The organism is Pseudomonas sp. BN415, from assembly GCF_029871195.1.
Lineage (GTDB): Bacteria > Pseudomonadota > Gammaproteobacteria > Pseudomonadales > Pseudomonadaceae > Metapseudomonas > Metapseudomonas resinovorans.
This window is the reverse complement of sequence record NZ_SSOK01000010.1, coordinates 14,078-36,956: the sequence shown is the minus strand read 5'-3', so window position 1 is coordinate 36,956 and position 22,879 is coordinate 14,078. Positions and strand designations below refer to the sequence as shown.

17 protein-coding genes and 2 pseudogenes are annotated in these 22,879 nt (G+C 56.0%); 10 read left to right on the top strand and 9 right to left on the bottom strand.

Annotation, left to right across the window (positions count from 1 at the left end; genetic code table 11):
• The first annotated feature begins 76 nt into the window (after nucleotides 1-76).
• The 3 genes from fdhA (at nucleotide 77) to E8F20_RS02170 (ending at nucleotide 2,865) form a co-directional block, all read left to right on the top strand.
• Nucleotides 77-1,276, top strand: a complete 1,200-nt coding sequence (fdhA, locus tag E8F20_RS02185) for a formaldehyde dehydrogenase, glutathione-independent (RefSeq protein WP_179060092.1) — start codon at nucleotides 77-79, stop codon at nucleotides 1,274-1,276.
• 249 nt (nucleotides 1,277-1,525) lie between these two features.
• Entirely contained in the window at nucleotides 1,526-1,723 is a 198-nt protein-coding gene (locus tag E8F20_RS02180; protein ID WP_256873399.1) for a hypothetical protein, read from the top strand.
• 785 nt (nucleotides 1,724-2,508) lie between these two features.
• Entirely contained in the window at nucleotides 2,509-2,865 is a 357-nt protein-coding gene (locus tag E8F20_RS02170) for a histone-like nucleoid-structuring protein, MvaT/MvaU family (RefSeq protein ID WP_280282240.1), read from the top strand.
• An 18-nt stretch (nucleotides 2,866-2,883) separates the two neighbouring features.
• Here E8F20_RS02170 and E8F20_RS02165 read toward each other — a convergent pair whose 3' ends face one another.
• Entirely contained in the window at nucleotides 2,884-3,744 is an 861-nt protein-coding gene (locus E8F20_RS02165; RefSeq protein WP_280282239.1) for an inositol monophosphatase family protein, read from the bottom strand.
• A gap of 240 nt (nucleotides 3,745-3,984) precedes the next feature.
• Between E8F20_RS02165 and E8F20_RS28390 the strand changes: the two genes are divergently transcribed.
• Nucleotides 3,985-4,278 (top strand): BPSL0761 family protein, encoded by a 294-nt coding sequence (locus tag E8F20_RS28390; protein ID WP_280354377.1) that lies wholly within the window; start codon nucleotides 3,985-3,987, stop codon nucleotides 4,276-4,278.
• Between the two features lie 562 nt (nucleotides 4,279-4,840).
• On the opposite strand, the gene E8F20_RS02160 is transcribed toward E8F20_RS28390, so the two are convergent.
• Entirely contained in the window at nucleotides 4,841-5,830 is a 990-nt protein-coding gene (locus tag E8F20_RS02160) for a site-specific integrase (protein ID WP_280282238.1), read from the bottom strand.
• A gap of 179 nt (nucleotides 5,831-6,009) precedes the next feature.
• Between E8F20_RS02160 and E8F20_RS02155 the strand changes: the two genes are divergently transcribed.
• Nucleotides 6,010-6,978: a DNA-binding protein gene (locus E8F20_RS02155; RefSeq protein WP_280282237.1), complete on the top strand. Its 969-nt coding sequence runs from the start codon at nucleotides 6,010-6,012 to the stop codon at nucleotides 6,976-6,978.
• 88 nt (nucleotides 6,979-7,066) lie between these two features.
• On the opposite strand, the gene E8F20_RS02150 is transcribed toward E8F20_RS02155, so the two are convergent.
• Nucleotides 7,067-8,029 carry a hypothetical protein gene (locus tag E8F20_RS02150; protein WP_280282236.1) on the bottom strand — a complete coding sequence of 321 codons (963 nt, stop codon included), beginning with the start codon at nucleotides 8,027-8,029 and terminating at the stop codon, nucleotides 7,067-7,069.
• 500 nt (nucleotides 8,030-8,529) lie between these two features.
• On the opposite strand from E8F20_RS02150, the gene E8F20_RS02145 reads away from it, so the two are divergent.
• Genes E8F20_RS02145 through E8F20_RS02130 form a run of 4 tightly spaced genes read left to right on the top strand, consistent with a single transcriptional unit; the run spans nucleotide 8,530 to nucleotide 14,365 of the window.
• The gene (locus tag E8F20_RS02145; protein ID WP_280282235.1) at nucleotides 8,530-9,201 is read left to right on the top strand and encodes a hypothetical protein; all 672 of its coding nucleotides are present in this window, start codon (nucleotides 8,530-8,532) and stop codon (nucleotides 9,199-9,201) included.
• On the top strand, nucleotides 9,198-11,120 hold the full coding sequence (locus tag E8F20_RS02140; protein WP_280282234.1) for a hypothetical protein: 1,923 nt from the start codon (nucleotides 9,198-9,200) through the stop codon (nucleotides 11,118-11,120). The genes E8F20_RS02145 and E8F20_RS02140 overlap by 4 nt, the downstream gene beginning before the upstream one ends.
• Nucleotides 11,092-12,051: an ATP-binding protein gene (locus E8F20_RS02135; RefSeq protein WP_280282233.1), complete on the top strand. Its 960-nt coding sequence runs from the start codon at nucleotides 11,092-11,094 to the stop codon at nucleotides 12,049-12,051. Before E8F20_RS02140 ends, E8F20_RS02135 begins: the two co-directional genes overlap by 29 nt.
• Nucleotides 12,038-14,365, top strand: coding sequence for a hypothetical protein (locus tag E8F20_RS02130; protein WP_280282232.1), 2,328 nt, complete (start codon nucleotides 12,038-12,040; stop codon nucleotides 14,363-14,365). The genes E8F20_RS02135 and E8F20_RS02130 overlap by 14 nt, the downstream gene beginning before the upstream one ends.
• Before the next feature lie 441 nt (nucleotides 14,366-14,806).
• On the opposite strand, the gene E8F20_RS02125 is transcribed toward E8F20_RS02130, so the two are convergent.
• The gene (locus E8F20_RS02125; RefSeq protein WP_280282231.1) at nucleotides 14,807-16,564 is read right to left on the bottom strand and encodes an ABC transporter ATP-binding protein; all 1,758 of its coding nucleotides are present in this window, start codon (nucleotides 16,562-16,564) and stop codon (nucleotides 14,807-14,809) included.
• A 914-nt stretch (nucleotides 16,565-17,478) separates the two neighbouring features.
• Here E8F20_RS02125 and E8F20_RS02120 point away from each other — a divergent pair.
• A pseudogene (locus E8F20_RS02120) lies at nucleotides 17,479-17,756 on the top strand (LysR substrate-binding domain-containing protein); the annotation flags it as partial.
• A gap of 178 nt (nucleotides 17,757-17,934) precedes the next feature.
• Here E8F20_RS02120 and E8F20_RS02115 read toward each other — a convergent pair.
• The 5 genes and pseudogenes from E8F20_RS02115 to thrC all read right to left on the bottom strand — a co-directional run.
• A pseudogene (locus tag E8F20_RS02115) lies at nucleotides 17,935-18,234 on the bottom strand (RidA family protein); the annotation flags it as partial.
• 131 nt (nucleotides 18,235-18,365) lie between these two features.
• Nucleotides 18,366-19,784, bottom strand: a complete 1,419-nt coding sequence (locus E8F20_RS02110; protein ID WP_280282230.1) for an aldehyde dehydrogenase family protein — start codon at nucleotides 19,782-19,784, stop codon at nucleotides 18,366-18,368.
• A 15-nt stretch (nucleotides 19,785-19,799) separates the two neighbouring features.
• Nucleotides 19,800-20,843, bottom strand: a complete 1,044-nt coding sequence (locus E8F20_RS02105) for a homoserine dehydrogenase (protein ID WP_280282229.1) — start codon at nucleotides 20,841-20,843, stop codon at nucleotides 19,800-19,802.
• Between the two features lie 197 nt (nucleotides 20,844-21,040).
• Nucleotides 21,041-21,478, bottom strand: coding sequence for an Lrp/AsnC family transcriptional regulator (locus E8F20_RS02100; protein ID WP_280282228.1), 438 nt, complete (start codon nucleotides 21,476-21,478; stop codon nucleotides 21,041-21,043).
• A gap of 13 nt (nucleotides 21,479-21,491) precedes the next feature.
• Nucleotides 21,492-22,865, bottom strand: a complete 1,374-nt coding sequence (gene thrC / locus E8F20_RS02095) for a threonine synthase (protein ID WP_280282227.1) — start codon at nucleotides 22,863-22,865, stop codon at nucleotides 21,492-21,494.
• Nucleotides 22,866-22,879: the final 14 nt, after the last annotated feature.

The following is a 22,879-nucleotide window of genomic DNA, read 5'->3' as shown; positions in this document are numbered from 1 at the left end:
AATAATCACGAACTTTCAGTGGTTCCTCTGGAAACCACCGAATCCCGAAACACTCGCATGAGTGGAAGGAGTTGGCATGTCTGGTAATCGTGGTGTCGTTTATCTCGGTGCGGGCAAGGTCGAAGTGCAGAAGATCGACTACCCGAAAATGCAGGATCCCCGCGGCAAGAAGATCGAGCACGGGGTGATTCTGAAGGTGGTCTCCACCAACATCTGCGGCTCGGACCAGCACATGGTGCGCGGCCGTACCACCGCCCAGGTCGGCCTGGTGCTCGGCCACGAGATCACCGGTGAGGTGATCGAGAAAGGCAGTGACGTGGAAAGCCTGAAGATCGGCGACCTGGTTTCCGTGCCGTTCAACGTCGCTTGCGGCCGCTGCCGCTCCTGCAAGGAAATGCACACCGGTGTCTGCCTCACCGTCAACCCGGCCCGCGCCGGCGGTGCCTACGGCTATGTCGACATGGGCGACTGGACCGGCGGCCAGGCCGAGTACGTGCTGGTGCCCTACGCCGACTTCAACCTGCTCAAGCTGCCGGACCGCGACAAGGCCATGGAGAAGATCCGTGACCTGACATGCCTCTCCGACATCCTGCCCACCGGCTACCACGGCGCGGTCACCGCCGGCGTCGGTCCGGGTAGCACCGTGTATGTCGCCGGTGCCGGTCCGGTGGGCCTGGCCGCCGCCGCCTCCGCGCGCCTGCTGGGTGCCGCCGTGGTCATCGTTGGTGATGTGAACCCGGTGCGTCTGGTGCATGCCAAAGCGCAGGGCTTCGAGATCGCCGACCTGTCCCAGGACACCCCGCTGCACGAGCAGATTGCCGCTCTGCTGGGCGAGCCGGAAGTGGATTGCGCCATCGACGCTGTAGGCTTCGAAGCGCGTGGCCATGGCCATTCCGGTGCCCAGCACGAGGCTCCAGCCACCGTGCTCAACTCGCTGATGCAGGTCACCCGTGTGGCCGGCAAGATCGGTATCCCCGGCCTCTACGTCACCGAGGACCCGGGCGCTACCGATGCCGCGGCGAAGATCGGCAGCCTGAGCATCCGCTTCGGCCTCGGCTGGGCGAAATCCCACAGTTTCCACACCGGCCAGACTCCGGTGATGAAGTACAACCGCGCGCTCATGCAGGCGATCATGTGGGACCGCATCAACATCGCTGAAGTGGTGGGTGTGCAGGTCATCAGCCTGGATGACGCACCGCGTGGCTACGGCGAGTTCGATGCCGGTGTGCCGAAGAAATTCGTCATCGACCCGCACAAGACCTTCAGCGCAGCCTGATTCGCTTCTACCGTCGACGCCGCGATTTGTGCCTGCGGCGTTAACCTTTAGGAGCCTTCGGGCTCCTCTTTTTTCCCGCAATCAGATTAACGAGTGAGCATCCGGTCCCCGCTGACTGCCCGTCCCTCTCACGACCACAGGGCACGCCCAATCGTTGGAGTAAGTAGGATTGAGCAGAATTAACGGCACACGGCCCACTCACTTGGGACACACAGCGAGCACATCCGTTTGAACCTTCAAGATGCCACCTTGGCCCTCTTCCTCACCGCTCACATCCATGGCACCAATGCAGCCATCAAGGCCACGGCCAAGCGCTGCGCCAATTGCCTTCCCCACAGTAAACGGGACTTGATGCTCTCTATCATTGACAGCACCGAGCCGCTCAAGCTGGTCAGGTACATTGCTGAAAACCTGGACTCTGTCGATATGGGGCAGATCGCGCCTTAAAGATCAGCGACAGTTGCCATTACCTGAATTGTGCCTACGGGGTAAGGAACGGAACCCTACCCCGCTCTCCGGTGCTAGAAATGATATTTGTCGAACCGACGTTTAAAGGGTTCTGCGCAAAGGTCTGCTGGAGCAATAGGATGCGCGGGTGCATTAAGCTGACGCACACCACCTCATCCACTACGGGTACCATCCCACCGCTGGGACTTGTTTAGGGGACGCATCCTACATAGAGCGCAATGCTCCCTTCCAGTCCATGGCGCTGCCCTCTTATCACCTGCCGATTAGGCGCCAGTGTCCGCAAAATCACCAAAGCAGCATCATATAGCCACCACGGCGCAACTGCAGCGTCAGAAGACGTAATGGGCACGGTCTGAATCAAAGTAAAGCGATTGCTCTCGCAGCTCACACGAAGACTTGAAGCGATCTACGAGTTGGCGAATACTGGATAGCTAACTGACACAAGGCATCGCAGTTTGACTTTATTGGACGCCACCATTGCCCTCTTGCTCGCCGCTCAGATTCACTGTTCGGATAAAGCAATCAAAGCTACGGCGAAACGCTGCGCTCAACGTCTTCCCCGCAGCAAACGGGACGTGATGTTCTCCATCATCGACAGCACCGAACCACTCAAGCTAGTAAGGTACATAGCTGAGAATTTGGACTGATGGCATCGAACAACGCGTTCCTTGCAAATTGACCAAGGGCAATGCCCAGCGCCAGAGTAATTTCACGCGCAACCGGTTAACTGCGGTGTCTATTTGCATCACGCTAAGGAGAATGCAATGAGCAAACTGGCCGAATTTAAACGCCTGGAAGCACAGCTCGCGGAACAACTTGCCGCGCTGAACAGCCTCAAGAACGACGCAGAACTCAAGCGCGAAATTGAGTTTGAAACCAAACTCAGAGCGCTTCTCGATGAGTATGGCCTTGGGCTGAAGGCAGTAATCAACATCCTTGATCCAGGTCGCGCGCGTACTCCGCTGCCGGCTCGGAAAACTCAAAGGCGCGAGCGCACCGTCAAGACCTACCAGAATCCGCACACCAATGAAGTGGTCGAGACGAAAGGCGGCAATAACAAGGTGCTGAACGCTTGGAAAGCCGAGTATGGAGCCGCGACAGTAAAATCTTGGGTCCAGTGAAGACGCACGGCTTCGTGGCTATTTATGGCGGTCGAGCAAAACAGTCCGCCATGGACGCTGCATCAGCTCGAGGCAGGCCGCTTCAGCTCCTCCGAAACAATGTTTAGCGGAATGATTGAACACCGCTGGCGTGGCGTACCCCAACGCTAGCCCCTGCTCATTCCAGAGGCCGCCACCACCTGCCCGCAGCAGCGCGTGGCCCGCCACCACATCGTGGGGCGACACCGCGTACAACGACACCGCAGCGACTCCATCCCCCGCCGCCACCCGCGCGAGCCGATAGGCAATGCTCGGCATGGGGTGAAAGATAGCGGGCGTACAGAGCTCCGCATTTTGCGTGGGTCGGGTTCGCGCTGCGAGGCTGACGAAAACTTGCGCTCCTTCCTCCAGTCCGCCTCTCGCAACGCGCGGCGCAACCATCGCCCCATTGCGCAGCAGGTAGGGCAGCCCCTGAGCCCAGGCGATGCAATCCGCCCCGCGCTCCGTCATCGGCGCATAGACGACGCCCAGCACCGGTACACATTCTCGTAGCAGGCCTACCGAAATCGCCGAGCCCAAGTGCCCTTGCAGGAAGTCGCGGGTGCCATCATTGGGGTCCACAACCCAGCAATAGCGATGCCCGGTCAACTGCACTCCGGTTTCCTCGCCGACAAAGTCGCAGGCGAAAAGCTTCATCAGCCCGTCGCGCAACATGACCTCGACCTCGACATCAATCTCGGCCTTGTCCCCCGCGCCTCTCGGCCCCCCGGGTCGCACCAGTTCGGCCGCGATCAAGTGTCCAGCTTCCAGTACCAAAGCCACCACCGCATCCAACAGGGCGCGATCGACGTCCTGGAACGCTATCGACGTCGGTGACAATGAAGCGGGGCGTTCACGCATGTTGTCCCCTCCCATTGGGCTGGCTGAGTGGCTGGCCAGCAGCCTCACCAGCAGACTGTTTCGGAAGAGCTTTACCCTGCAGCCGGCAGCGCTCGGTCGCCAAAGGTAGAACGCCTGGCGGACCTACGCTAGGATGTCGACTGACCATAACCCCCACGCCTCGGGCGGGACGCTCCCGTACTGCGCACCAGGGGGTTTGTTTTTTGGTCGTACCCACCATCGTTAAGAGGAGATTGTCACATGACAATGCCTCATGAGCGCACCCGAGCAGTCATACAGACCCACGCGTTTCTGCAGCGGTTGGAAGGAGACGCGTCGCTGAACGAGGACATTCGCGGCATGGCCACGCAGTTGCTCCGCCACTACCCCAGTCGGGCGGAAGTCCAGCTGCAAGGACTGTTCGAAGAGGGGCTCTCGGCAAAGCTTCCCCTCTCCCCATTTTTCGCGTCAACGGCCACTTACCGTCCTACCGAGCGCTGGCGGAACAGGCTCTGCCGCAAACTGGCCGCCATCTTGCTGAGTTGTCAGAAATGACTGGCCACACGATCGCTCTCCACGGGCCACAGCACATGGCCCGCTGAGTACGGGAGGTCAGCCTGTAGACGCAGCTTGCGCGCGTACAAGATCGCGCAGTTTCGTCCGCGCTGGGTTAACGCCGCCGTCCTACTCTGACCTGCCGTCCCTGAGGCGGGGAGCGACGAGCGGGTCAGCCCGCCAAGAGGCAAGCAGTGACCTTTTCTTAGCTCAAAAGGCTTGTTTAGCTGTCCAGCTAATCATCGAATTTGGGCTAATGATTAGGCCAGAAGGCTAGATTTGCTGGCTGACTACTCGCTCTAAAAGACCCAACTCGCCATGGAGAATTCCGTAAGACCGGCACGACGGTATGCATCTGCGGGGATTTCGTTGCCTAGCGGGCAGAGCACTCTAATGACCGACGTGACGACAATGCAACGATCCCGCTGCGCGGTCAGAACAGCCCACCCGGCATCGACAGCGCGATCCAGCCCTCAACCACGCGGATGCCAAACGGATGCGCCGCACCTCGCCTGAGCGTATGTTGGCCAAAGCGGATTGAAGGCCAAACCACTGAAGCCGATCAACCACCGTGCGGCGTAGTGAGGTTCGGCAGGCCCGGCCTGAGCTCGGTCTCAAGACCGGGTGTCCATGGGCGGAGTTGCCCGGGGAAGGCCCCCGCGCTTTCGACATAGCGCAACGCGGACCTGGTGTCGCGCCACCCCACATAGCTCATCAGCGCCTTGATGTCCCAACCATTGCACGTCGCCCAGGTGGCGAAGCCGCGACGCAACGAGTGACTGCTGTATAGCGCAGCTGATAGCCCGGCGCCGTGCAACACGGCGCGCAACAGTGGAATCACGCTATGGGGATGCAACGCTTGCTTGCTTAAATGCCCCCAGCGATCGATGCCTGGGAACACCGGCCCCTCGGAAATCTCGGCCACTTCGACCCAGTCGAGATAGGCCTGCACCGGACACAGGCGCGCCAACGCTGGTGCGCTAAAGGACTGGCCCAGGTTGTCACGATCACTCTTGCTCCAGGGCAGAAACAGCTGCATGCCCTCCCCGCCTCGCGCTTGGATATGCTCGACCCGCAGCCGGCATAGCTCGTCGCTGCGAAACGCGCGCCAGAAGCCAATGAGCAGCAAGGCCCGGTCTCGCCAACAACGCAGCAGCTGAGGTCGATCCCCCTTCGCGCGGGCCGCCTCCCCTATCCGCTCCAGCCAGGCCACGCATTGCTCCAACTCGCGCAGTTGCAGCGGCTCGGCCTGTTTCTCCGGTTTCGGGTGCAGGGTGCGAATACCCTTCAACACCTGGCGCACCAGCGGGGCTTTGGTTGGATCCGGAAAGCCCTGACTGGTGTGCCACTGCGCCAAGGCGGCCAGGCGCAGCTTCAGCGTGTTGCTGGCCAGGGTGCCGGCATGGTCGACCAGGTAGCGCACGATGGCGTCGCTGGTGGCGGGCAGGAAACCGCCCCAGCTCACTTCGAAGTGCTCGATCGCCTGCTGGTAGCTGCGTCGGGTGTTGGCCCGGGTACCGGCCTGCAGATAGCGCTCTACCGCCTCACTCATCGCGCCCCCCCGCCTTGGCATACCGCCTCGAGGCCGGAATTGGGTCGAATTGCGCTCTCACATGAGATAACTCCGCATTATCCCATGTTAGTCCGTCGGCCCAACCGCAGAAGGTCAGGCGCTATTACAGGCGCACTTCCATACTCCGTATCACATCACGAAATCGTCAGAGGTCAGCCATGGCACGGGGCGGCGTAAACCGGGCAGTGGTCAAGATTGCGCGGGACGCCCTACTCGCCCGCGGCATCCGCCCCAGCATTGATGCGGTGCGGATTGAGCTCGGCAACACTGGGTCGAAATCCACCATCCTGCGTTGCTTGCATGAACTGGCCGGGCAGGACGCATTGCGGCTGACGCCCACCGTCGAAGAGGAACTGCTCAGCCTGATCACCCCTGTGGCCGATCGCCTACGCGAGGAGGCACAGGCGGCGGTGGCCGCAGAGCGCGAGCTATTAACCCGGCAGCAGCTGGACTACCGTACCCAGCGTCAGCAAAGCGAGGCACGGATCCAGGAGTTGCAACACAGCAACACCGAAATGGCGACGCAACTGCAGGAACAGCGACGCCTGGAGTTGGCCTTGCAGGAGCAGTTGCGCGCCAGCGAAATGGAGCGCAGCCGCCTGCAGGCAGCCGAGCAAGGCTTGCGGCTACTGTCGGAAGAGCGCGCGCAGCAACTGCAGTCCCTCGAGGAAAAACACCAGCACGCTCGCCAGGCGCTGGAACACTATCGACACACGCAAAAGGAGCAACGGGAACAGGAACTACGACGGCTGGACGAACTGGTGCAGCAACTGCGTCGAGAAATACGCGACTTGCAGGAGAGTCTGATTGGTAAACAGGACCAATTGGCAGGCCTCAATCGCGATAACGAGCGGCTGCTAAGTGAAGCGCGAACGCACCTGAAGCTGCAGCATGAATGGGAGCGCGAGCTAAGCACCCAACGCCAGCGCTTCCAAGATGGGTTGACAGCTTTCAAGATCGAAGAAACAACCTTGCGCAACGCCTTGGCTGCCATGCAAGCGGAAAATGCCAGACTTCAGGAGCGGCTCAGACAGTGCCAAGTCGAATGTCGCCATTACCGGCGTGTGATGCGCAACCAAGAGCAACTCTTGCAGCTGAAACCTTCGCCCCCTCTTCCGCCTGCGTAGTTGGATCAGACATTCACTTGAGCCCAGGGATCTCGTAGCCGACAGGAAATTGCTCGTGCACAAACATCCCCGGCCGCCTAGCCACCTTCTACCCGACCCCAGGGGGAGACGGGGCCGCTACCCAATCTGCCTCTAATCGAACGCGTCGCAAGACACGTTTATCGCTGAGCGTGAGCCCACGCTGATTACACTGCGACCAAGTCAACGTGACGAGAGTTTCTCCTGCCCGCTCCTTCGTTCGATGCCAGCGCATACGCAGTCGGTCAGGCAGGGGATCCGACCGGTCGAATTCATCCCATAGACCATCATCTTGCTCGAGCAGCCAGAGCAAAGGGTGAACATGGTCATCTTCACGCCAATGTTTCAGCCAGCCCTGATAACGCAACAGCTCAATCATTAGGCCATAACCATCAAGTTCACGCATGAACTCCTGCTGATCTTTTGGCCAATTCACCAAAGGCTCTTCACCTAATAAACCCTCTTTAGCCAAGGTATCTATGCAGCAAAATAACGGTGCAGCAACTCTCGCGATGGAATAAGGCTCTAACGCTATACAGAAATACGAAAATAAGAAACGCCTCAACCATTCTCGATGCGCGGCAAACTTTGCGCTGCCGCTGCGCAGCAGAATCAGTAGAAAGCCAAGTTTGGTCCAGCTTGGCGTACCACATAGCCGGTTCATGACTGAGTTACTGCAGGAAGGCAACAAAGTCCCGTTCATTTCGATTGCTTCAGCACAGGAATCCCAAAACGTACGGTCTGCAGGATCGGTGGACAATTTACTAAGACTCCACCACAACGGATCGATCAGCGCCTCCTGAAGCCCCGGAATTTCAGCGATCAATAATCCACGTAGCTTTGTGTGCGGTAAGGTTCCTCTGAGAAACGAAGTCCAATTACGCTCGGGCTGGTCGTTGTCATAGCCATGGGTTTGCGCCCACCAAGCGGCAAGCCGATACCCACGGGGACGAATGTCGACAATCTGAGCAAGCCTCAATGCGAATACGCTGGCGCGGCATTTACGCACCGCTTGATTATGCGACTTGTCCATCTGCTGGCCCCGCAACCTGTACCGTCCTCTCAATCCAGTCACCACCTGAACACACCAGAACCCTGTCCCCCCTCTAGAGCGGCGCTTCCGGCGCACCAGACCTCGTTTTTTACGCGATATTTTTTCTTATGAGTAAAGCGCATGCTGTATCGCAGCGATCGCAACGCGTCGCGATGTCGTCCTTCCGGGCGTCACCGCAGGAGGCCTCCCATGCCATCTCCTTCAGCTCGGAACCTTACAAAAATCTGACCAAGGCTCGATTTATTGCTTCCTGCGCAAAGATCGGACGCCGCTCAGAACCCCTTGTAGGACATCAATCCGATATAAGGAGGCCGCCACCAACAACGCATCTGCGAATGAGGCACCCGACACAACTCGGACACGCCTGCAAGCGATTGAGAACAAGGACAGCACCTCCTCTGTTCGAATCGTTGTTGGGATTTCCCTTCTAGGTGCAAAGCCCTTCAGCAAGGGCTTCGCCCGCGGTACGGAGCACACTGATGAAGGCTCAGGCAACTGACCCCAGAAGTTGGCTCGAAACCACTCCTGCCAAGCAGTTTCGGACGGGCGAGTACGGCAAGCACATCACCTACTTCCCCTCGCGAAAGAGCGGCGCGATGGTGCCGTGCGAATCGTTTCTCGAAGCCGATTTCTGCCTGTACCTAGAGTATCTCCCCCGTGTTCGGCGCTATAGCCGCAGCCCAGTCCGCTTCATCCTCAAGGGAGGAAGCAGCACCCCACATAGGTACACCCCAGACTTCATGGCCACGCTGTACGACGAAACCGTTGTCTTCTATGAGATCAAACCGGACATATTGCTGGCTGAGGGAAAGCAGAGGGATAAGATTCAACGGTTCCAGTCTGCTTTAGCGGAGCACGGATACCTGCTCGAAATAATCGTCGAGTCTCAGTTCCGACATCCAGCGCTCATTGCGAATCTGGCCTACCTCTATCACGCCAGTTTTGGATACAGCGACAGCGGCATCCGCCAGGTGATTAATCAGGTCGCCGAATCGCCACAAAAAGGACTCTCACCCCGGCAGCTTCTTTCGATGCCCGCCCCACCAGCGCCTGCCGACATTGCTGCTGCCATCTTTCTGAAGAAACTTCGCACCAATTTGAATAGATTCTTCGACCTAGACGCCATATTGAGGTTGGAGTCCGAATCATGAATGAATGTTTCGAGATCCGTGTCGGTGAACGTTACCGCTATTATGGAAAGCCATACGAAATCGAAGATATTCGAAATGAACGAGTCCAGTTGAGAAGCACCGAACGCTGCAGATCCATTATCTTCCAGAGTTATGAAAAGCTACAGATAGCGCGTCAAAAGGGGAATTTCATTAAATTCCAGGAAGCCCCATTCAAGCAAGATGACGCTCAAATCCTGGAATCATTGTCCGAACGAAACAAGCAGAAACTCGAATTTCGTCGAAACTATGCAGATGCTCTTTTAAAGGAATTCTATGGCAAGCTACCAAAGAAAAAGACCATAAAACTCATCCACAAAATCGCAAGCGAAATCAATGACCATAATCCTCCTGGATATACCAGCGTTTACAAGTGGGTAAAAGCTTACAAGCACTCAAATAGAAACCTGTTTTCCCTATTAGATCCAATTCGTGAAAGAAAACCCAGAATCGAGCGCTGGAACCCTGAAATTAAAAATCTTCTAAACTATTATCTGGATTTGATATTTCTCAAGCCAGAACGCGCCTCAATTTCGGACGTGATAACAGCCGTCCGGGAATCAGCAAAAGCGGCTAATGAAGCAAGACCGATTTGGGACCAGATAGCTATCCCCTCCATCACTACACTCTATAGACTAATCAAAGATATTGACCCATTAGAGGTTGAAATTAAACAAAAAGGCTTGAACCAGGCGGTGCGCAATCACAAATACAGTAAAAAATGCAAGAAACCACTCAGAGCCTTTGAGCAGGCTGAAGACGATAGCCATACCTTCGACGTAGTAGCTGTCGACAAGTTTGGACGACCGATTGGTCGACCTTCCATCACCGCAATACTAGAAAACGCCATCCTCCGCGTTATCGGATACGATCTGTCGTTTAATGCCCCATCCCTTGCCAAGACCATACGTGCGCTGAAACACTCGCTTCGCAATGATCGCGAGCATACAGGGCGTGTCGATCACTACACTATGGATAACGGACCTGACTTTGAGTCCGTTCGCCTGCGAGACCCACTAGGACTACTTGGATCTGAATTGACTTATTGTGAACCCTACGTACCGGATGAAAAACCTCATATCGAAAGCTGGTTCAAGACTTTGGCCGTCCAGTTCACTCACCGACTTCAAGGAACCACGTTTTCCAACCTAGAAGAGCGGGGTAACTACGACTCAGAAAAAGAAGCGGTGTATACCCTCGACGAACTCAGGCAACTGTTCGACGATTATTTGGAAAATTACCACAACAGCTCCCACAGCGCATTGAATGGACTTTCGCCTAACCAAGCATTAAAAAAACTTCAAGCCGATCAACTACCACCGCCCAGATACTCACCCGAGCAATTAGACAGCCTTTTCCGCAGCCAAACATGCTCCTGCGTTGTGAATGGCAGAGTTCGGTACAAATACTTACAATGGACCGGCCCTGGGGTGGCAAAAATTGGCTCACTCTTAAAGAAAAATCAGCGGGCTATTATCTTCTATGACGAAAGCGAACTTGGGCAAGTCATCGTTTGCCACCCAACCCTACCGAATCTAAGTTTTGTCGCTGACGCTGTGGACCCCGACTATCAGTGCGGCTTGACAATGTACACTCACACTCTGGTTCGCGCGAAACTCAAAGAAGCGGCCAAAGAGTTCTCTTTCCACGACGCTATACAAGCGCGAATCGCCCTGCTCGTAGAACTCGCAGTCGGAAAGTCGAAGTTCAGTAGAAAACAAAAAGCCATCTTGGAGAATATCCAGCGAGAGGTTGGTACTGAGAATCCGCCGCGCGCCACAAAAGCACAAATCAATGATGAAAACCCTGCGTCCATTCCATTACTAAACTCCCCTACTACTCCTCCGGATTACGCTGTCGTGAAGGTGTCTCATGCCAAGAGAGATCACGGAAACAACTAAATCCTTTGCTGAGCAGATTGTATTCTATCCGCGATTTCGGAAGGCTTATGAACTCATTAAGAAAGGCATAGAAAGCACGACGTTAAGCGGGAAACCGGCCTGCACAGCCCTATGGGCACCGGTCGGAACAGGAAAATCGACACTACTTGAATATGTAAAGACTCAATTCGGTGAGGAGATTATTAAAACCACCAATGAAGGAATATTTCGAATCGTACCGGCGATTTATGTTGTCGTTCCACCCAGGGTAACTACCAAAGACTTAGCCAAGGAAATACTGAGGGCCTTGCATATAGAGGGCGTTACAGGCGACCTGGCAGATTTGACGCGTCTGGTTATTCAAAATTTGAAAATTTGCCAAACTCAAGTAACTCTCATGGACGAGTTCCAATGTTTTGCCAAAGCAAATCCAGCAAAAAGCGCAGACGAAGCCGCCGATTGGTTAAGAATCATCCTCGACGCGACTGGGACCCCAATAATCGTCGCCGGCCTTCCACCCGAGAAGAATCAAGCAGACTTCATCTATTCAAGACCCTTACTCGCCGGAAGATTTCCCTACTTTGCGCAGCTTTCCAATCTTCAGTTTAGCGAATCGGCGGATGGTGAGTTTTTCTCTGTGCTGCGTGGACTTGATAAAAAAATGTACGAACTGGCCGATCTAAAAAATGGTAGCCACCTTACCGACCCCACGATATATATTCCCTTATTCTTGGCAACGCAGGGAAACCTTTTAGCTATGCGCCACATTCTTCGCGACGCCCTTTCATATTGCCTTGTCAAGGCATCTCGCGAATTAAAACCAGAGGCCTTTTCAGCGAGTTATTCAGAACTTCACTTTGCCGACGAACTGGCCAGACGTGACAATCCATTCGAACTGGGCACAGCAAAGTGCCTCAAGCTCATACTGGAAGCTCAAAATGGATCGCCTTAATGCCTTCTTACTACAATTTGAAAACGAAAGCCCTACTAGCCACCTTAATCGCATCGCTTATGCAAATGGCTTCAAGACCCTGAAATCACTTATAAGCTACTTAAAACTCAACTGCACGACAGCAGAGTGTATTCATCAAGAATCAGAACTATTTTACACCCTACTGCAAGACGCAGAAAACTCACCACACCTAAAGCCCTCAATACTCTATAGACGATCGCCGACCATTCTCCAACACAGCCCTATTATAGTGAACGGCATCAAGGTCCCATACAAACTCGTTCGTTGCGTAGATGGGGCGAGGTGCCCAGTTTGCCTTTATAACGGATGGGAACACTATATTAAAGATATTAGACTTTTGCAGTACTGCCCTCTCCACGACACGCCATACTTAATAGCCTGCCCGAATTGCCATCGAAGAACTAATTGGGACTCTCAACTTTTAGACTACTGCAAATGCGGTTATAAAATAACTTCTGCAGTCGCCATACAACCAACTGATGCAACTCCCGAACGAAGAATCCTCCAAATATTCGAAAACCAATCTCAAGAAAAATTCGACCTTCTAACAAAGACACTAGACCATTTTAAACACCCGTTCCTCAGCAAATCAAAACCAGTAAACAGAACACTTTTAAACACCGCATTGGCCGTTGCCTTCAATGACTCAGAAGCATTAGTGGAGCACCTTGAAATACTTTCAAGCCAATACCCCCAGATTGATCAAATACTCATAGCGGAAACGCTTCCTTCTATAAGAAATGAAGCTATTGAGCAGGCACGCTCGAAGTTTTTAAACATGCCCCCGTCCCGGACTATCCGACCACCACTCGACCCTGAGCCGACTTTTAATCATGAGCAGGTACGCTTATATCTAAAACTCTCCAAGCCAAAATGGCTAGCTGCCTTAACAAGGCTCAGTTCCAAAGGCCTTATTTCGCATCATGATCGCTGCAGCGCAACCAAAATCAACATTATCCAGGAGTCTATACAAGCTGATTCAACTCATTGCGTCTCTGAATCAGAAACCTCAACCATGTCTCTGAAAGATGCCGCGACGACACTTCAAGTATGCAAAGAAATAGTCCGAAGATCAGTCCAACTAGGACTTATTGATTCATCCAAAATAAAAGGGAAGATACATATTGACAAAGAGAGCTTTAAGAAATTTAAGGACACATACGCATTATCAACCACGCTAGCAAGAGAATTAAGCATACCACCACACGCACTAATGATGCGTCTTAAACCACTTGCAATAAAGCCTATATCGGGACCACCAATCGACGGGAACATTATGTATGTTTTTTTGAGAAAGGATGTCGCCCACCTGACCACAGATAATCTTCTACTGCGATCTCCGCTGCGCACCCCATGGAATCAGAGAAAATACTTCAAATCCCTACCGCCCATTCCACCAAATAAAGAAGGTCTGTATTTCGATGTCACCGAGGTAGCAAATCACCTCCAACTAGCCAGAACCACCATACTCCAACTATGCAGATCCGGTCTTCTTGGCACCATATATAGGCAGTCCAACTTAAAGATCCTCATCCCCAAAGCAACCACTAAAAGTTTCCACGACATCTACATAGGTGGGAGAGAGCTAAAAAAATCACTTAATCTCCCTCCAAATTTAACGTCCGCTACCTTGCAATCTCTTGGTATCTATCAAGTCACTGGATCGCTTGTGGATGGAGGCAAGTCTCCTTTCTTTAGACGAAGCCATATAACAGACGACATCCACTCCCGACTCCGAGAGCAGTACCAAATCAACCTCACAGGCATTGACAAAAAGAAAACCACCTACCTCTCGCTCAGCCAGGCTTCCCGACGACTTGGAATCACTCGGAAGCAACTAGACTCCCTAATCAATCAGTCGATTATCAGAACAAAAACACCAGCACCCGGGTTGTCAAAACCTCAAACCGGAGTTTCGCTTGCCACTGTATCAAGCTATGAGTCGTGGATTTCTTTGCAAACCCCAATTCAATCCGCAATTGACAAGCTTGGAATCACCCGGAGAAAGTTCCATCGACGCTTCACCACTAGCGGCTTTCTCAAACCATACTATCTCCATGGCAACAAATATATTAGAGAGAAAGACCTCCTTCGCGCAGAAGATAACCTTGAAAGATTTTGTGATTGCGCTGAAGCGGATCAGATGCTCGGCGTACCATATGGCTACACCAGAAACCATCGCAACCTACTTAATTTAATTTCTGTTTCACCGATTGAAGCCAACAACATTAGAACAATTAAACTTCTCGACAAAGCAAAGCTAATTGATCAGATCAAAACAATAAATTATTAATGCACTTCAGAACCAGTGCACCTGCAGGACGCACCTATCAAGCTCAATAGAAATCACCCATCCGTTCTATTCCCGCCACAAACATGCAGTCCTCGCGCTCCAGAATTGAAAAACTTGCATTTACCCAATGTCAGCCTTCCTTGCTACGGCCCGCTGTAATTTCACTTCTATTGAAATATCAGTTCGCGCATAGGTGGTTTTCTCCACGATAACCATCTGATTTCTTTGGAATTGATTTCGTTCTTTTTTGAAAAACTACGGGTCAAGACATTAGGAAAACATAAACGCTTTGCCTGAAAAGGAAGTTCGGGGTAGCGATAGAAAGACAAAACCCCGCCTTGTGCGGGGTTTTTTACAAACAAACAATGCAGGAAGTTGGGGCAAGTGAGCACGAGATTAGCTCTGTCTGGTGGACGAAAAGAGCGTCATCCACCAGACGCACTAATAAAGCACTACTTGCTCGCTATCAGAATCAATGGATTTCCCCATGTACCGGAGAATGGCCACGATCCGCTCATCCTTCGACAACTCCTGCCAATGCCCCGTCGCTATCACCCGCCCGCCATCCACCACCAGTACTCGATCAAAGCGATCCAGGCTCTTCAAGTCATGGGTGACGCAAACTAGGGACTGCCCTGCGAAGTGTTGGAATAGAAGATCCCATACCTGCTCTGCTGTAGAGGAATCGAGTGAAGCTGTCGGCTCGTCGAACAGGTTGAACACGCCTGGCCTCATCAGCACTCGCAACAACGACAAGCGCTTCACTTCGCCGCCGGAGAGATTCACTCCCTGATTCTCGACCTCGAAACTGTCCAGCTCCCCAGCGAGCTTCCGCAAACCCAGTGCATGCAGATACTCGGATAGCGTCTGGCGATCATGTGGCTGGCCGAAGAGAACCGCATCCGCAATAAGCCCGCTCAGCAGGCTAGGCGATTGCGGGCAATAGCGAAGGCGAGCGAACTGCTCCGCTCCACCCACGTCGCACAACGAAGCATCTCCAAGCTGCAGCTTGTTCCGTGACTCGACGAGAATGCCAGCCAACGCTTCGAGCAGAGTCGTCTTGCCTGCTCCGCTGCTTCCGATAATCGCCACGCTCTCCCCTTTCTTCAACGACACGGGGGCGGACAGTTCCAGCAAATCAGCCTCCGGCCGCCGGATTCGGACCGGGCCGAGCGTCAGCCTGTCCGGGATCGCTGGCGTGTCTGCGACATTCAGATCGGTAGGTTCGAAATCCGGCAAATCCAGTAATTGCTGAAACCGCCCCTGATCGGAAGCGAACTGATCGGTGAACCGGTGAGCCTCAGCTACTGAAGCGACACTGTTGAAGAAGGCGGTGGCGATGGTAAACATCGCGACCATTTCCCCAACCGTCATGAAGGGTTGGGTCGACAATTGGTCCATGAAGCCGAACAGCAGGATTCCCGCCGTCGACAGGCAGATAAAAAGCGCCTTGGCGGAACCCAATATCGAGGCTGAATAACCGATCCGGATTGCAGCAGTCGCGTAGCCACGATAAGCGCCATCCAATGACGCCAGTGCTGGCTCAGGGGTACCCTCGCACTTGATAGCCTTCGCCGCCCCGAAAGTCTGAGCGAAGCTCGAAGCCACCTCGTCTTCCTGGTCGTTCAGTGCATCAATATGGCTGCGGCGCCAGCGAATGATTCTGTGATTGAGGTAAAGGTATCCAACCGCCGTCAGCAGCACCATTAGAAACACTCCCCAGCCACCATAAAGCAGCAGGACACTTCCGACGATCAGCGTCTCCACCACAAGCGGAACACCGGACAAGAACATAAAGTTCAGCAGTCGCTCGTAGGCATTTACGCCTCGGTCAACAGTATTGATCAGCCCTCCAATCCGCATTGAGGAAAAGACTTCGAACTCTTTGCCCATCACGCAGCGCGCCCACTGCAAAGAGCTTTCGCAAACACACTCTTGCACGAGCCTTGAGAGATAAAGCGACTGGATGGGATTTATGATTACCTGAATAACGCCTGCAACGCAGAATGCCAGCAGGAGCAAAGAAATTTCTTGCGAGGCAATTCCCTTCTCTGACGTAAAACCATCGACTATATGCCCAAGCAACAGCGGCGCGGCTATCAAAGTCAATTTACTGAGCGAGACGAAAATCATCACTTGGACTATTTGCCAAGGTCGTGAAAGAATCGCGTAGGTAATTCGTGAGTCTAGCGACAGCATCCTATTGCTCCTTGGGAGATAACACAAGAAAACCTGCCAAATCCAAAGTCAAGAAAAGCGCCTCTCAAGCAAAAGCACATTTCTTCTTCACTACAAACCAAAGAGATATCTCTTTCCAAACAAAAGCGCCACCTAGAAAACTCATGCTCATCCATTGCTCTACATCCTTCCCAGGAATGACAGGCAAAAATCGTACAATGACAACCACCCTAAAAAACAAGCCATAAACAACTAGCCAAAACATTAGAAAACAAGCAAACAGACGAAGAAATAAACACCACGTGCCAGTTTATTTTCCTACAAATAAAATCCAAGCCGCCTACGCCCTACAGAGCCGCAGCAGAATTCATACAAAAACATAGGAAGAGGAGCTTAGGGACTAAACCAAATGACCTGTCTGACGAAAACCGCAATAACTCATTGAAATCTGGAGGTCGAATTTATTTCCCCTGAATTTTTATGGGTCGCGTAATTTTCCAACAAACGCTGGAACGTTTTCACGATTGTTGGAACGGATGCGCCAAGCGGTGCACAGCCGCTGCCTGGAGAGGCAGCGGCGCCGGCCATCCTCGGATGGCTTTAGCAACAGGGCAAGACCATTGGCCCCAAAGGAACTGGGGTACAAAGGAGTAAGCGAAAGGGCCGGTGAGCAACGCTCACCGGCCCTTTTTCATTTTCGGGACGAGCTGCGCATAAACAACCCCGTGGCTCACCTAGACGTCCCCCGCAGCGGGTCTGTCAATTCTTTCTCCGACGTCTCACGCTTGAGCGATGGAGGGCTTCGGGAAGTAAGTCGACTCACCATCGTCGGCTCCGATGGTACTCCGCTCTACACAGCCACCCTGCCCAGCGAGTGGCGAAGGATTCCGGAAGCTAAAGACTGGCCGCTACGGCACCTTCTACGGCTGTTCGACCGGATTCTGAAAGACTGCGAGTCCTCGATACAGGGCATGCGTGAGCTCAAGACACACCCAAAAGGTAACGTAACGATCGCATGCATCCCGACCGCGGCGTTCTACTTCCTGCCCAAGCAGGATACGGGTGTTCAACCAGGCCTACCCGGGCAATACGCATCCGAATACTTGATGTCAGCGCCAATGAAGGTCTGGAGCGCGTGGTGAGCGAAGACGCTGACTTCGGCATCAACATGATCAGCGCCCAACATCCTGACGTTAGCTTCAGAAATGTGATCGTCCATACGGCCACTGCAGGTGATAGCCCGTCGCTGTGCTATTGCGGCCTGATTCAATTGTAGCGCTGCATCAGGTAATGACTGATGCACCTGGGCTGTCAGGTAGCCGTTCGCTGGAATCCGCTCCGACTTCGGGCTGCGGAACAGGTGATTCGGACGATTCCGTGGATGAGCGGAAGGCAAATACCTGGATCTCGATCAGGTATCCGCCCAGGTCACTTTCGACGCAAGCACGTACCGGCTTGCTGAAACCGTCGACCCAGGCGTCATACACTGTGTTGACCTGGTCGAAGAACGCATAGTCGGCAATCCAGATCTGTACCCGGGTCAGATCGTTGCGCGTGAATCTGGCGCGGGCCATCAGCGATTCGATTGTTGCCAGAGCCTGGCGTGCCTGCCCTGCCACATCCAGCGTGGAATCATCGGCAACGATCCCGGCAGTTTCAAAAAGGGGACCGTAAGTCACTGCCAGAGACATACGTTGTCCTTCGTCAAAGCGCTCGATCATTGACTACTCATCTCGTTGCAAACTGAAAAAAGCACCGGACGGCGCGGCGAGCAGACCCGTCCGATGCAAAGGACGACCGTGAACGGACGTCGCCCGACGGTTCAGCTCAATTCGTTGATACACACCACCTTCGGTTGCGTCATGTCCTCGTAGGCGAAGCGCACGCCCTCGCGACCCAGGCTGCCATATTTGAAACCACCGAAAGGCATGGCATCGAAACGGTAGTCGGAGGAGTCGTTGATCATCACACCGCCGGCCTCGATGCGTTTCGCTGCGCTCAGCGCGCGCTTGAGGTCCGCGGTGAAGATCCCGGCATGCAAGCTGTATTCGGGTTCGTTGGCCAGGGCCACGGCGTCGTCCAGACTGTCGAACGGTTCCAATACCACCACTGGGGCGAACACCTCGTGGCGCCACAGGCGGCTGTCATGGTTCACCCGTTCCAGCACGGTGGGGGCGTACAGGGAGCCTCGGCGACGGTGGCCGCAGAGAAGGCTTGCACCCTCCTCCAGGGCTTCCGTCACCACCTGCTCGGCGTTGCGTGCGGCCTGTTCGGTGATCATCGGACCCACGTCAGTCTCGCGGCGGCTCGGGTCGCCCGCCACCAGCGCCTGGCTCAACGATACGAAGCGCTCACGGAAGGCTTCGTAGATCGACGCCTGCACGAGAATGCGCTGGGTGCCGATGCAGTTCTGCCCCGCGGCCCAGAAGGCGCCGGAGACGCAGGATTCGACCGTGGCCTCCAGCTCGCAATCCTCAAGTACCAGCACTGGCGCGTTACCGCCCAGGTCCATCGCCAGCTTCTTCAGGCCGGCGTTGCGGGCGATGCTCTCGCCAGTGACGAAGCCGCCGGTGAAGGAGATCATCCGCACCTCACGGGCAGCGGTGAGCGCCTTGCCCAGCTCTGCACCGCCGGTGGCGATGGTGACGACGGACTCCGGCAGGCCGGCTTCGCGCAGGCAGTCCACCAGCTTGCACGCTGACAGGGGCGCCAACTCCGAGGGCTTGAGCAGCACCGCGTTGCCACCGGCAATGGCCGGGCCGAGCTTGTGCGCCACCAGGTTCAGCGGGTCGTTGTAAGGGGTGATCGCCACGATCAATCCCAGCGGTTCGCGGGTGAACCAGCCCTGGCGGGATTCTGAGCCCTCGTAGGACTCGAAAGGCACTACCTCACCGGCATTGCGCTTGGCCTCTTCGGCAGACAGCTTGAGGGTGTTGATGCAGCGCTTCACCTCCTTCTCCGCCTGGCGCAGCGTCTTGCCGGCCTCGGCGACGATCAGGTCGGCAAAGGCGTTGGCGTCCCGCTCGATCAAGCGCGCGGCGTCTTCGAGAATGCGCGCACGACGATGGCGCGGCAGCGCGGCACAGGTCCGCACGCCCTGCCGGGCTTGCTCCAGCAGACTGGGGACGTCGGCGACGCCGAGGCAGGGCACGCTGCCCACCTGGCTACCGTCGAAAGGGTTGAACACATTGATCAGAGGACTTTCCACGGCCTTGGCGAGGGCCAGACGAGATGCGGTCATGAGTATTCCCCAGCCTCAGCGCTTCGCGCACGCGGTATGGATAGCGACGATGTCAGACAGCAGTGCAAAGGCCGTCTCGATACGCCCGGCCCCCGGACCGGAGACTGTCACCGCTCCCAACAGTTCGGTATTGAAGGACACCGCGTTGGTGGCGCCGGAGATGCCGGCCAGCGGGTGGCCATTGTCCAGTCGGCGGGCCTCGACGCTGGCACATATGGAGCCATCGGCCTGACGCTCGGCGGAGCCGATCAGCTTCCAGCGGGCGCCGGCCTGGCGAGCCTGTTCGAGGTCGGCGGCGCCCAAGCCGCTGATGCCGCTGCAAAGCACATCGCTCACCTGCAGGTGGGCGTCGAGCAGTTCGTTGGCGAGGATCACCACCTTCAGGCGCACATCGAAACCTTCGACGTCCGCGGTCGGGTCGGCCTCGGCGTAGCCCAGCTCCTGCGCCTGACGCACCGCATCGGCGAAGCTCAGGCCTTCCTCCATGCGGGTCAGCACATAGTTTGAAGTGCCGTTGAGGATGCCTTCGAAGCCGGTGATCACCGCACCCGGCAGGGTCTGGCGCGCCATTCGGATGACCGGGGTGCCGCTCATCACCGAGCCTTCGTACTCGAATTTCACGCCATGGCGCTCGGCCAGGGCCTTGAGTTCGGCGCCGTGCAGCGCAATCGGACCCTTGTTGGTGGTCACCACATGCTTGCCACTCTCCAGTGCCCAGCGGCAGAACGTGCTCGCCGGCTCGCCGTCCACCGGATTGGTGAAGGTGGCCTCGGCAATGATGTCGGCGCCGGACTGCTTGATGACCGTCTCGTTGAACGCTTCGACAGTGCCGCCCGGCAGTTCTGCGAATGCCCCCTTGGCGGCCGGCAGCGCGATCAGTTGCGCAGCGTCCAGGCCGTCGCGGTTCATGACGGAACCCAGGAACAGGTCGGTCACGCCGACGATCTTCAGGCTGAAGCCCAGCTCGGCCTGCCAGGCCTCATTGCGCTCGGCGATCAGTTGGGCCAGGCCGCGGTTCACGCCGCCGAAACCAACCAGGGCAATCTTGTATTCGGACATCGGGTTGCCTCCCATAAAGGCAGTTGCTTGATGGGTTCCAGCCTAAGAGCCGGGCGTTGGCAGTTGAATATGGCAATCCGCTGTATTTATTGGTCATTTTGACCAGTGCCGGCCCACCCTGCGGTGACCTTCCTGCGGGCATGAAAAACGCCGCCCGGACCAGGTCCGGGCGGCGTCGAGAGAGGATGCTCCTCAGTTCAGATCACAGAGGAGAGCACGAAGGAGGTAACCGTGTTGGAAACGCCGGGCATGGCAGAGATCTCCTTCCACACCAGATGCACGCGCTCAGGCGTCGCCGCGTCGACCCGAAGCATCAGATCGAACTCACCGCTCATGACCTCGCACTGGACGATTTCCGGAATACCGCGCAGTGCTTGCAGCACTTCATCGCCGCGCATGCGGTCGTAGCGGTAGACGAAGATCACCGCGCTGATCAACGAGGCCGGACGACGGCCGTCGCCGGTCTTCAGTGTGTAGCCCTGGATGGCGCCGTCGCGTTCCAGGCGCTCGATGCGCTGGCGAACGGCGTTGCGCGACAGGTTGACCTTGTCGCCGAGTTCCGCGTGGGCAATGCGCGCGTTGGCGGTGAGTTCAGCCAGGATGCGTTCGTCCAACGGATCGAGGATGCGCTTCATCGCCGCCCTCCCCCTACCATTCACGGAGCATCCGGCACAGCCCGTCGAGGTCGCCACGCGCCAGATGTCGCGGGTGTCCTGCGGGCGCTTGCAGCTGCGGCAGCGGCCCATTCCAGGCCCCCAACTCGGCCAGCAGCTCGGCCGACTTCTCCGGGGCGATCTGCCCCAGGGTCACCATCGGCGTCACCATGCTGCGCCGGTACAGGCGCGCCGCGAGCACACCGGTGGCGGTGTGCGGATCGATCGAGATGCCAGTGTCGCGGAACAGCGCAGTAATTTCCGCCATCGTCTGCTCGTCACCCACCGCGTAGGAGTCGATCAGCAGGCGAGCTTGCAGCCACTGGTGGTTGGCGATGCTGAGTTCGCCGACGTTTTCAAAGTGCTCCATCAGTGTCTTCACCGCCTGGTCGTCGTGGTCGTAGAGCTCCCAGACGAAACGCTCCAGATTGGAGAAGATGGAAAAGTCCATGGCGGGAGAGAGAGTGCGACTGGCCTCACGGGTGGAATAGTGGTTCTTGTGAATGAACTGGTGCAACGCGTCATTACGGTTGGTGGAGATGATGATCTGGTTGATCGGTAGTCCCATCTTCTGCGCGATATAGCCGGCGTAGGCCTCCGCGAAGCTCGCCGCCGGGATACTGAAACCGATCGGGCGCTGGCCGCCACCCAGCTGCAGGGCTGCGTGGAAATAGAAGACAAGTTGCGCCAGCACGCCGATCCAGTTGGTGGAGTTGAAGCCGATGGGCACCACCTGCTCCAGTGGCCACTGACGAAACAGCCGCGAGACCAGGGTCTGGCAGTCGTCGAAGCTGCCGGCCACGGCACAGGCCAGCACACGCTCCGTGTCGGCAGCCTGGAGCGCAAGCAGGCGGTCACCCGGCACGCCGATCTCCGGATACAGCGTGACCACCCGGCAGTTTGGGCAAGCGCCGAAAGCCTGCATGGCGGCCAGCCCGGTGTCACCATTGGTGGCGCCCACGACCAGTGCCCGTCCCCCGTCGCATTCGAGGAAGTATCGCACCAGGCGCGCGTGCAGCTGGGCGGCGAAATCCTTGGAGGCGCGGGTCGGACCGTGGAACAGCTCCAGCACCCACTCGTTACGGTCGATCTGGCGCAGCGGCGCGATGGCGCGATGGTTGAAGGGGCGATAGCTGTCCTTGAGCAACGCCTTGAGTTCGTCCTCCGCGATGGTCTGCCCGACGAAGGGGCTGATCACCCGCCAGGCCAGTTCCTCAAACGGGAGCCAGGACCAGTTGGCAATTTCCTGGGCACCGAACACTGGCAGGCTGGCCGGCACGAAGAGCCCGCCATCAGTGGCGAGCCCCGACAACACCACACTGCGGAAGTCCGCCCGCAAGGCGGCACTGCGTGTACTTACGTAATGCATGATCTCTCCTGGCG

What these genes read in the sequence shown, in the direction of transcription:
- fdhA (WP_179060092.1), top strand. Translation starts at nt 77, where the DNA reads ATGTCTGGTAATCGTGGTGTCGTTTATCTCGGTGCGGGCAAGGTCGAA.
- E8F20_RS02170 (WP_280282240.1), top strand. Translation starts at nt 2,509, where the DNA reads ATGAGCAAACTGGCCGAATTTAAACGCCTGGAAGCACAGCTCGCGGAA.
- E8F20_RS02165 (WP_280282239.1), bottom strand. Translation starts at nt 3,744, where the DNA reads ATGCGTGAACGCCCCGCTTCATTGTCACCGACGTCGATAGCGTTCCAG.
- E8F20_RS28390 (WP_280354377.1), top strand. Translation starts at nt 3,985, where the DNA reads ATGACAATGCCTCATGAGCGCACCCGAGCAGTCATACAGACCCACGCG.
- E8F20_RS02160 (WP_280282238.1), bottom strand. Translation starts at nt 5,830, where the DNA reads ATGAGTGAGGCGGTAGAGCGCTATCTGCAGGCCGGTACCCGGGCCAAC.
- E8F20_RS02155 (WP_280282237.1), top strand. Translation starts at nt 6,010, where the DNA reads ATGGCACGGGGCGGCGTAAACCGGGCAGTGGTCAAGATTGCGCGGGAC.
- E8F20_RS02150 (WP_280282236.1), bottom strand. Translation starts at nt 8,029, where the DNA reads ATGGACAAGTCGCATAATCAAGCGGTGCGTAAATGCCGCGCCAGCGTA.
- E8F20_RS02145 (WP_280282235.1), top strand. Translation starts at nt 8,530, where the DNA reads ATGAAGGCTCAGGCAACTGACCCCAGAAGTTGGCTCGAAACCACTCCT.
- E8F20_RS02140 (WP_280282234.1), top strand. Translation starts at nt 9,198, where the DNA reads ATGAATGAATGTTTCGAGATCCGTGTCGGTGAACGTTACCGCTATTAT.
- E8F20_RS02135 (WP_280282233.1), top strand. Translation starts at nt 11,092, where the DNA reads ATGCCAAGAGAGATCACGGAAACAACTAAATCCTTTGCTGAGCAGATT.
- E8F20_RS02130 (WP_280282232.1), top strand. Translation starts at nt 12,038, where the DNA reads ATGGATCGCCTTAATGCCTTCTTACTACAATTTGAAAACGAAAGCCCT.
- E8F20_RS02125 (WP_280282231.1), bottom strand. Translation starts at nt 16,564, where the DNA reads ATGCTGTCGCTAGACTCACGAATTACCTACGCGATTCTTTCACGACCT.
- E8F20_RS02110 (WP_280282230.1), bottom strand. Translation starts at nt 19,784, where the DNA reads ATGACCGCATCTCGTCTGGCCCTCGCCAAGGCCGTGGAAAGTCCTCTG.
- E8F20_RS02105 (WP_280282229.1), bottom strand. Translation starts at nt 20,843, where the DNA reads ATGTCCGAATACAAGATTGCCCTGGTTGGTTTCGGCGGCGTGAACCGC.
- E8F20_RS02100 (WP_280282228.1), bottom strand. Translation starts at nt 21,478, where the DNA reads ATGAAGCGCATCCTCGATCCGTTGGACGAACGCATCCTGGCTGAACTC.
- thrC (WP_280282227.1), bottom strand. Translation starts at nt 22,865, where the DNA reads ATGCATTACGTAAGTACACGCAGTGCCGCCTTGCGGGCGGACTTCCGC.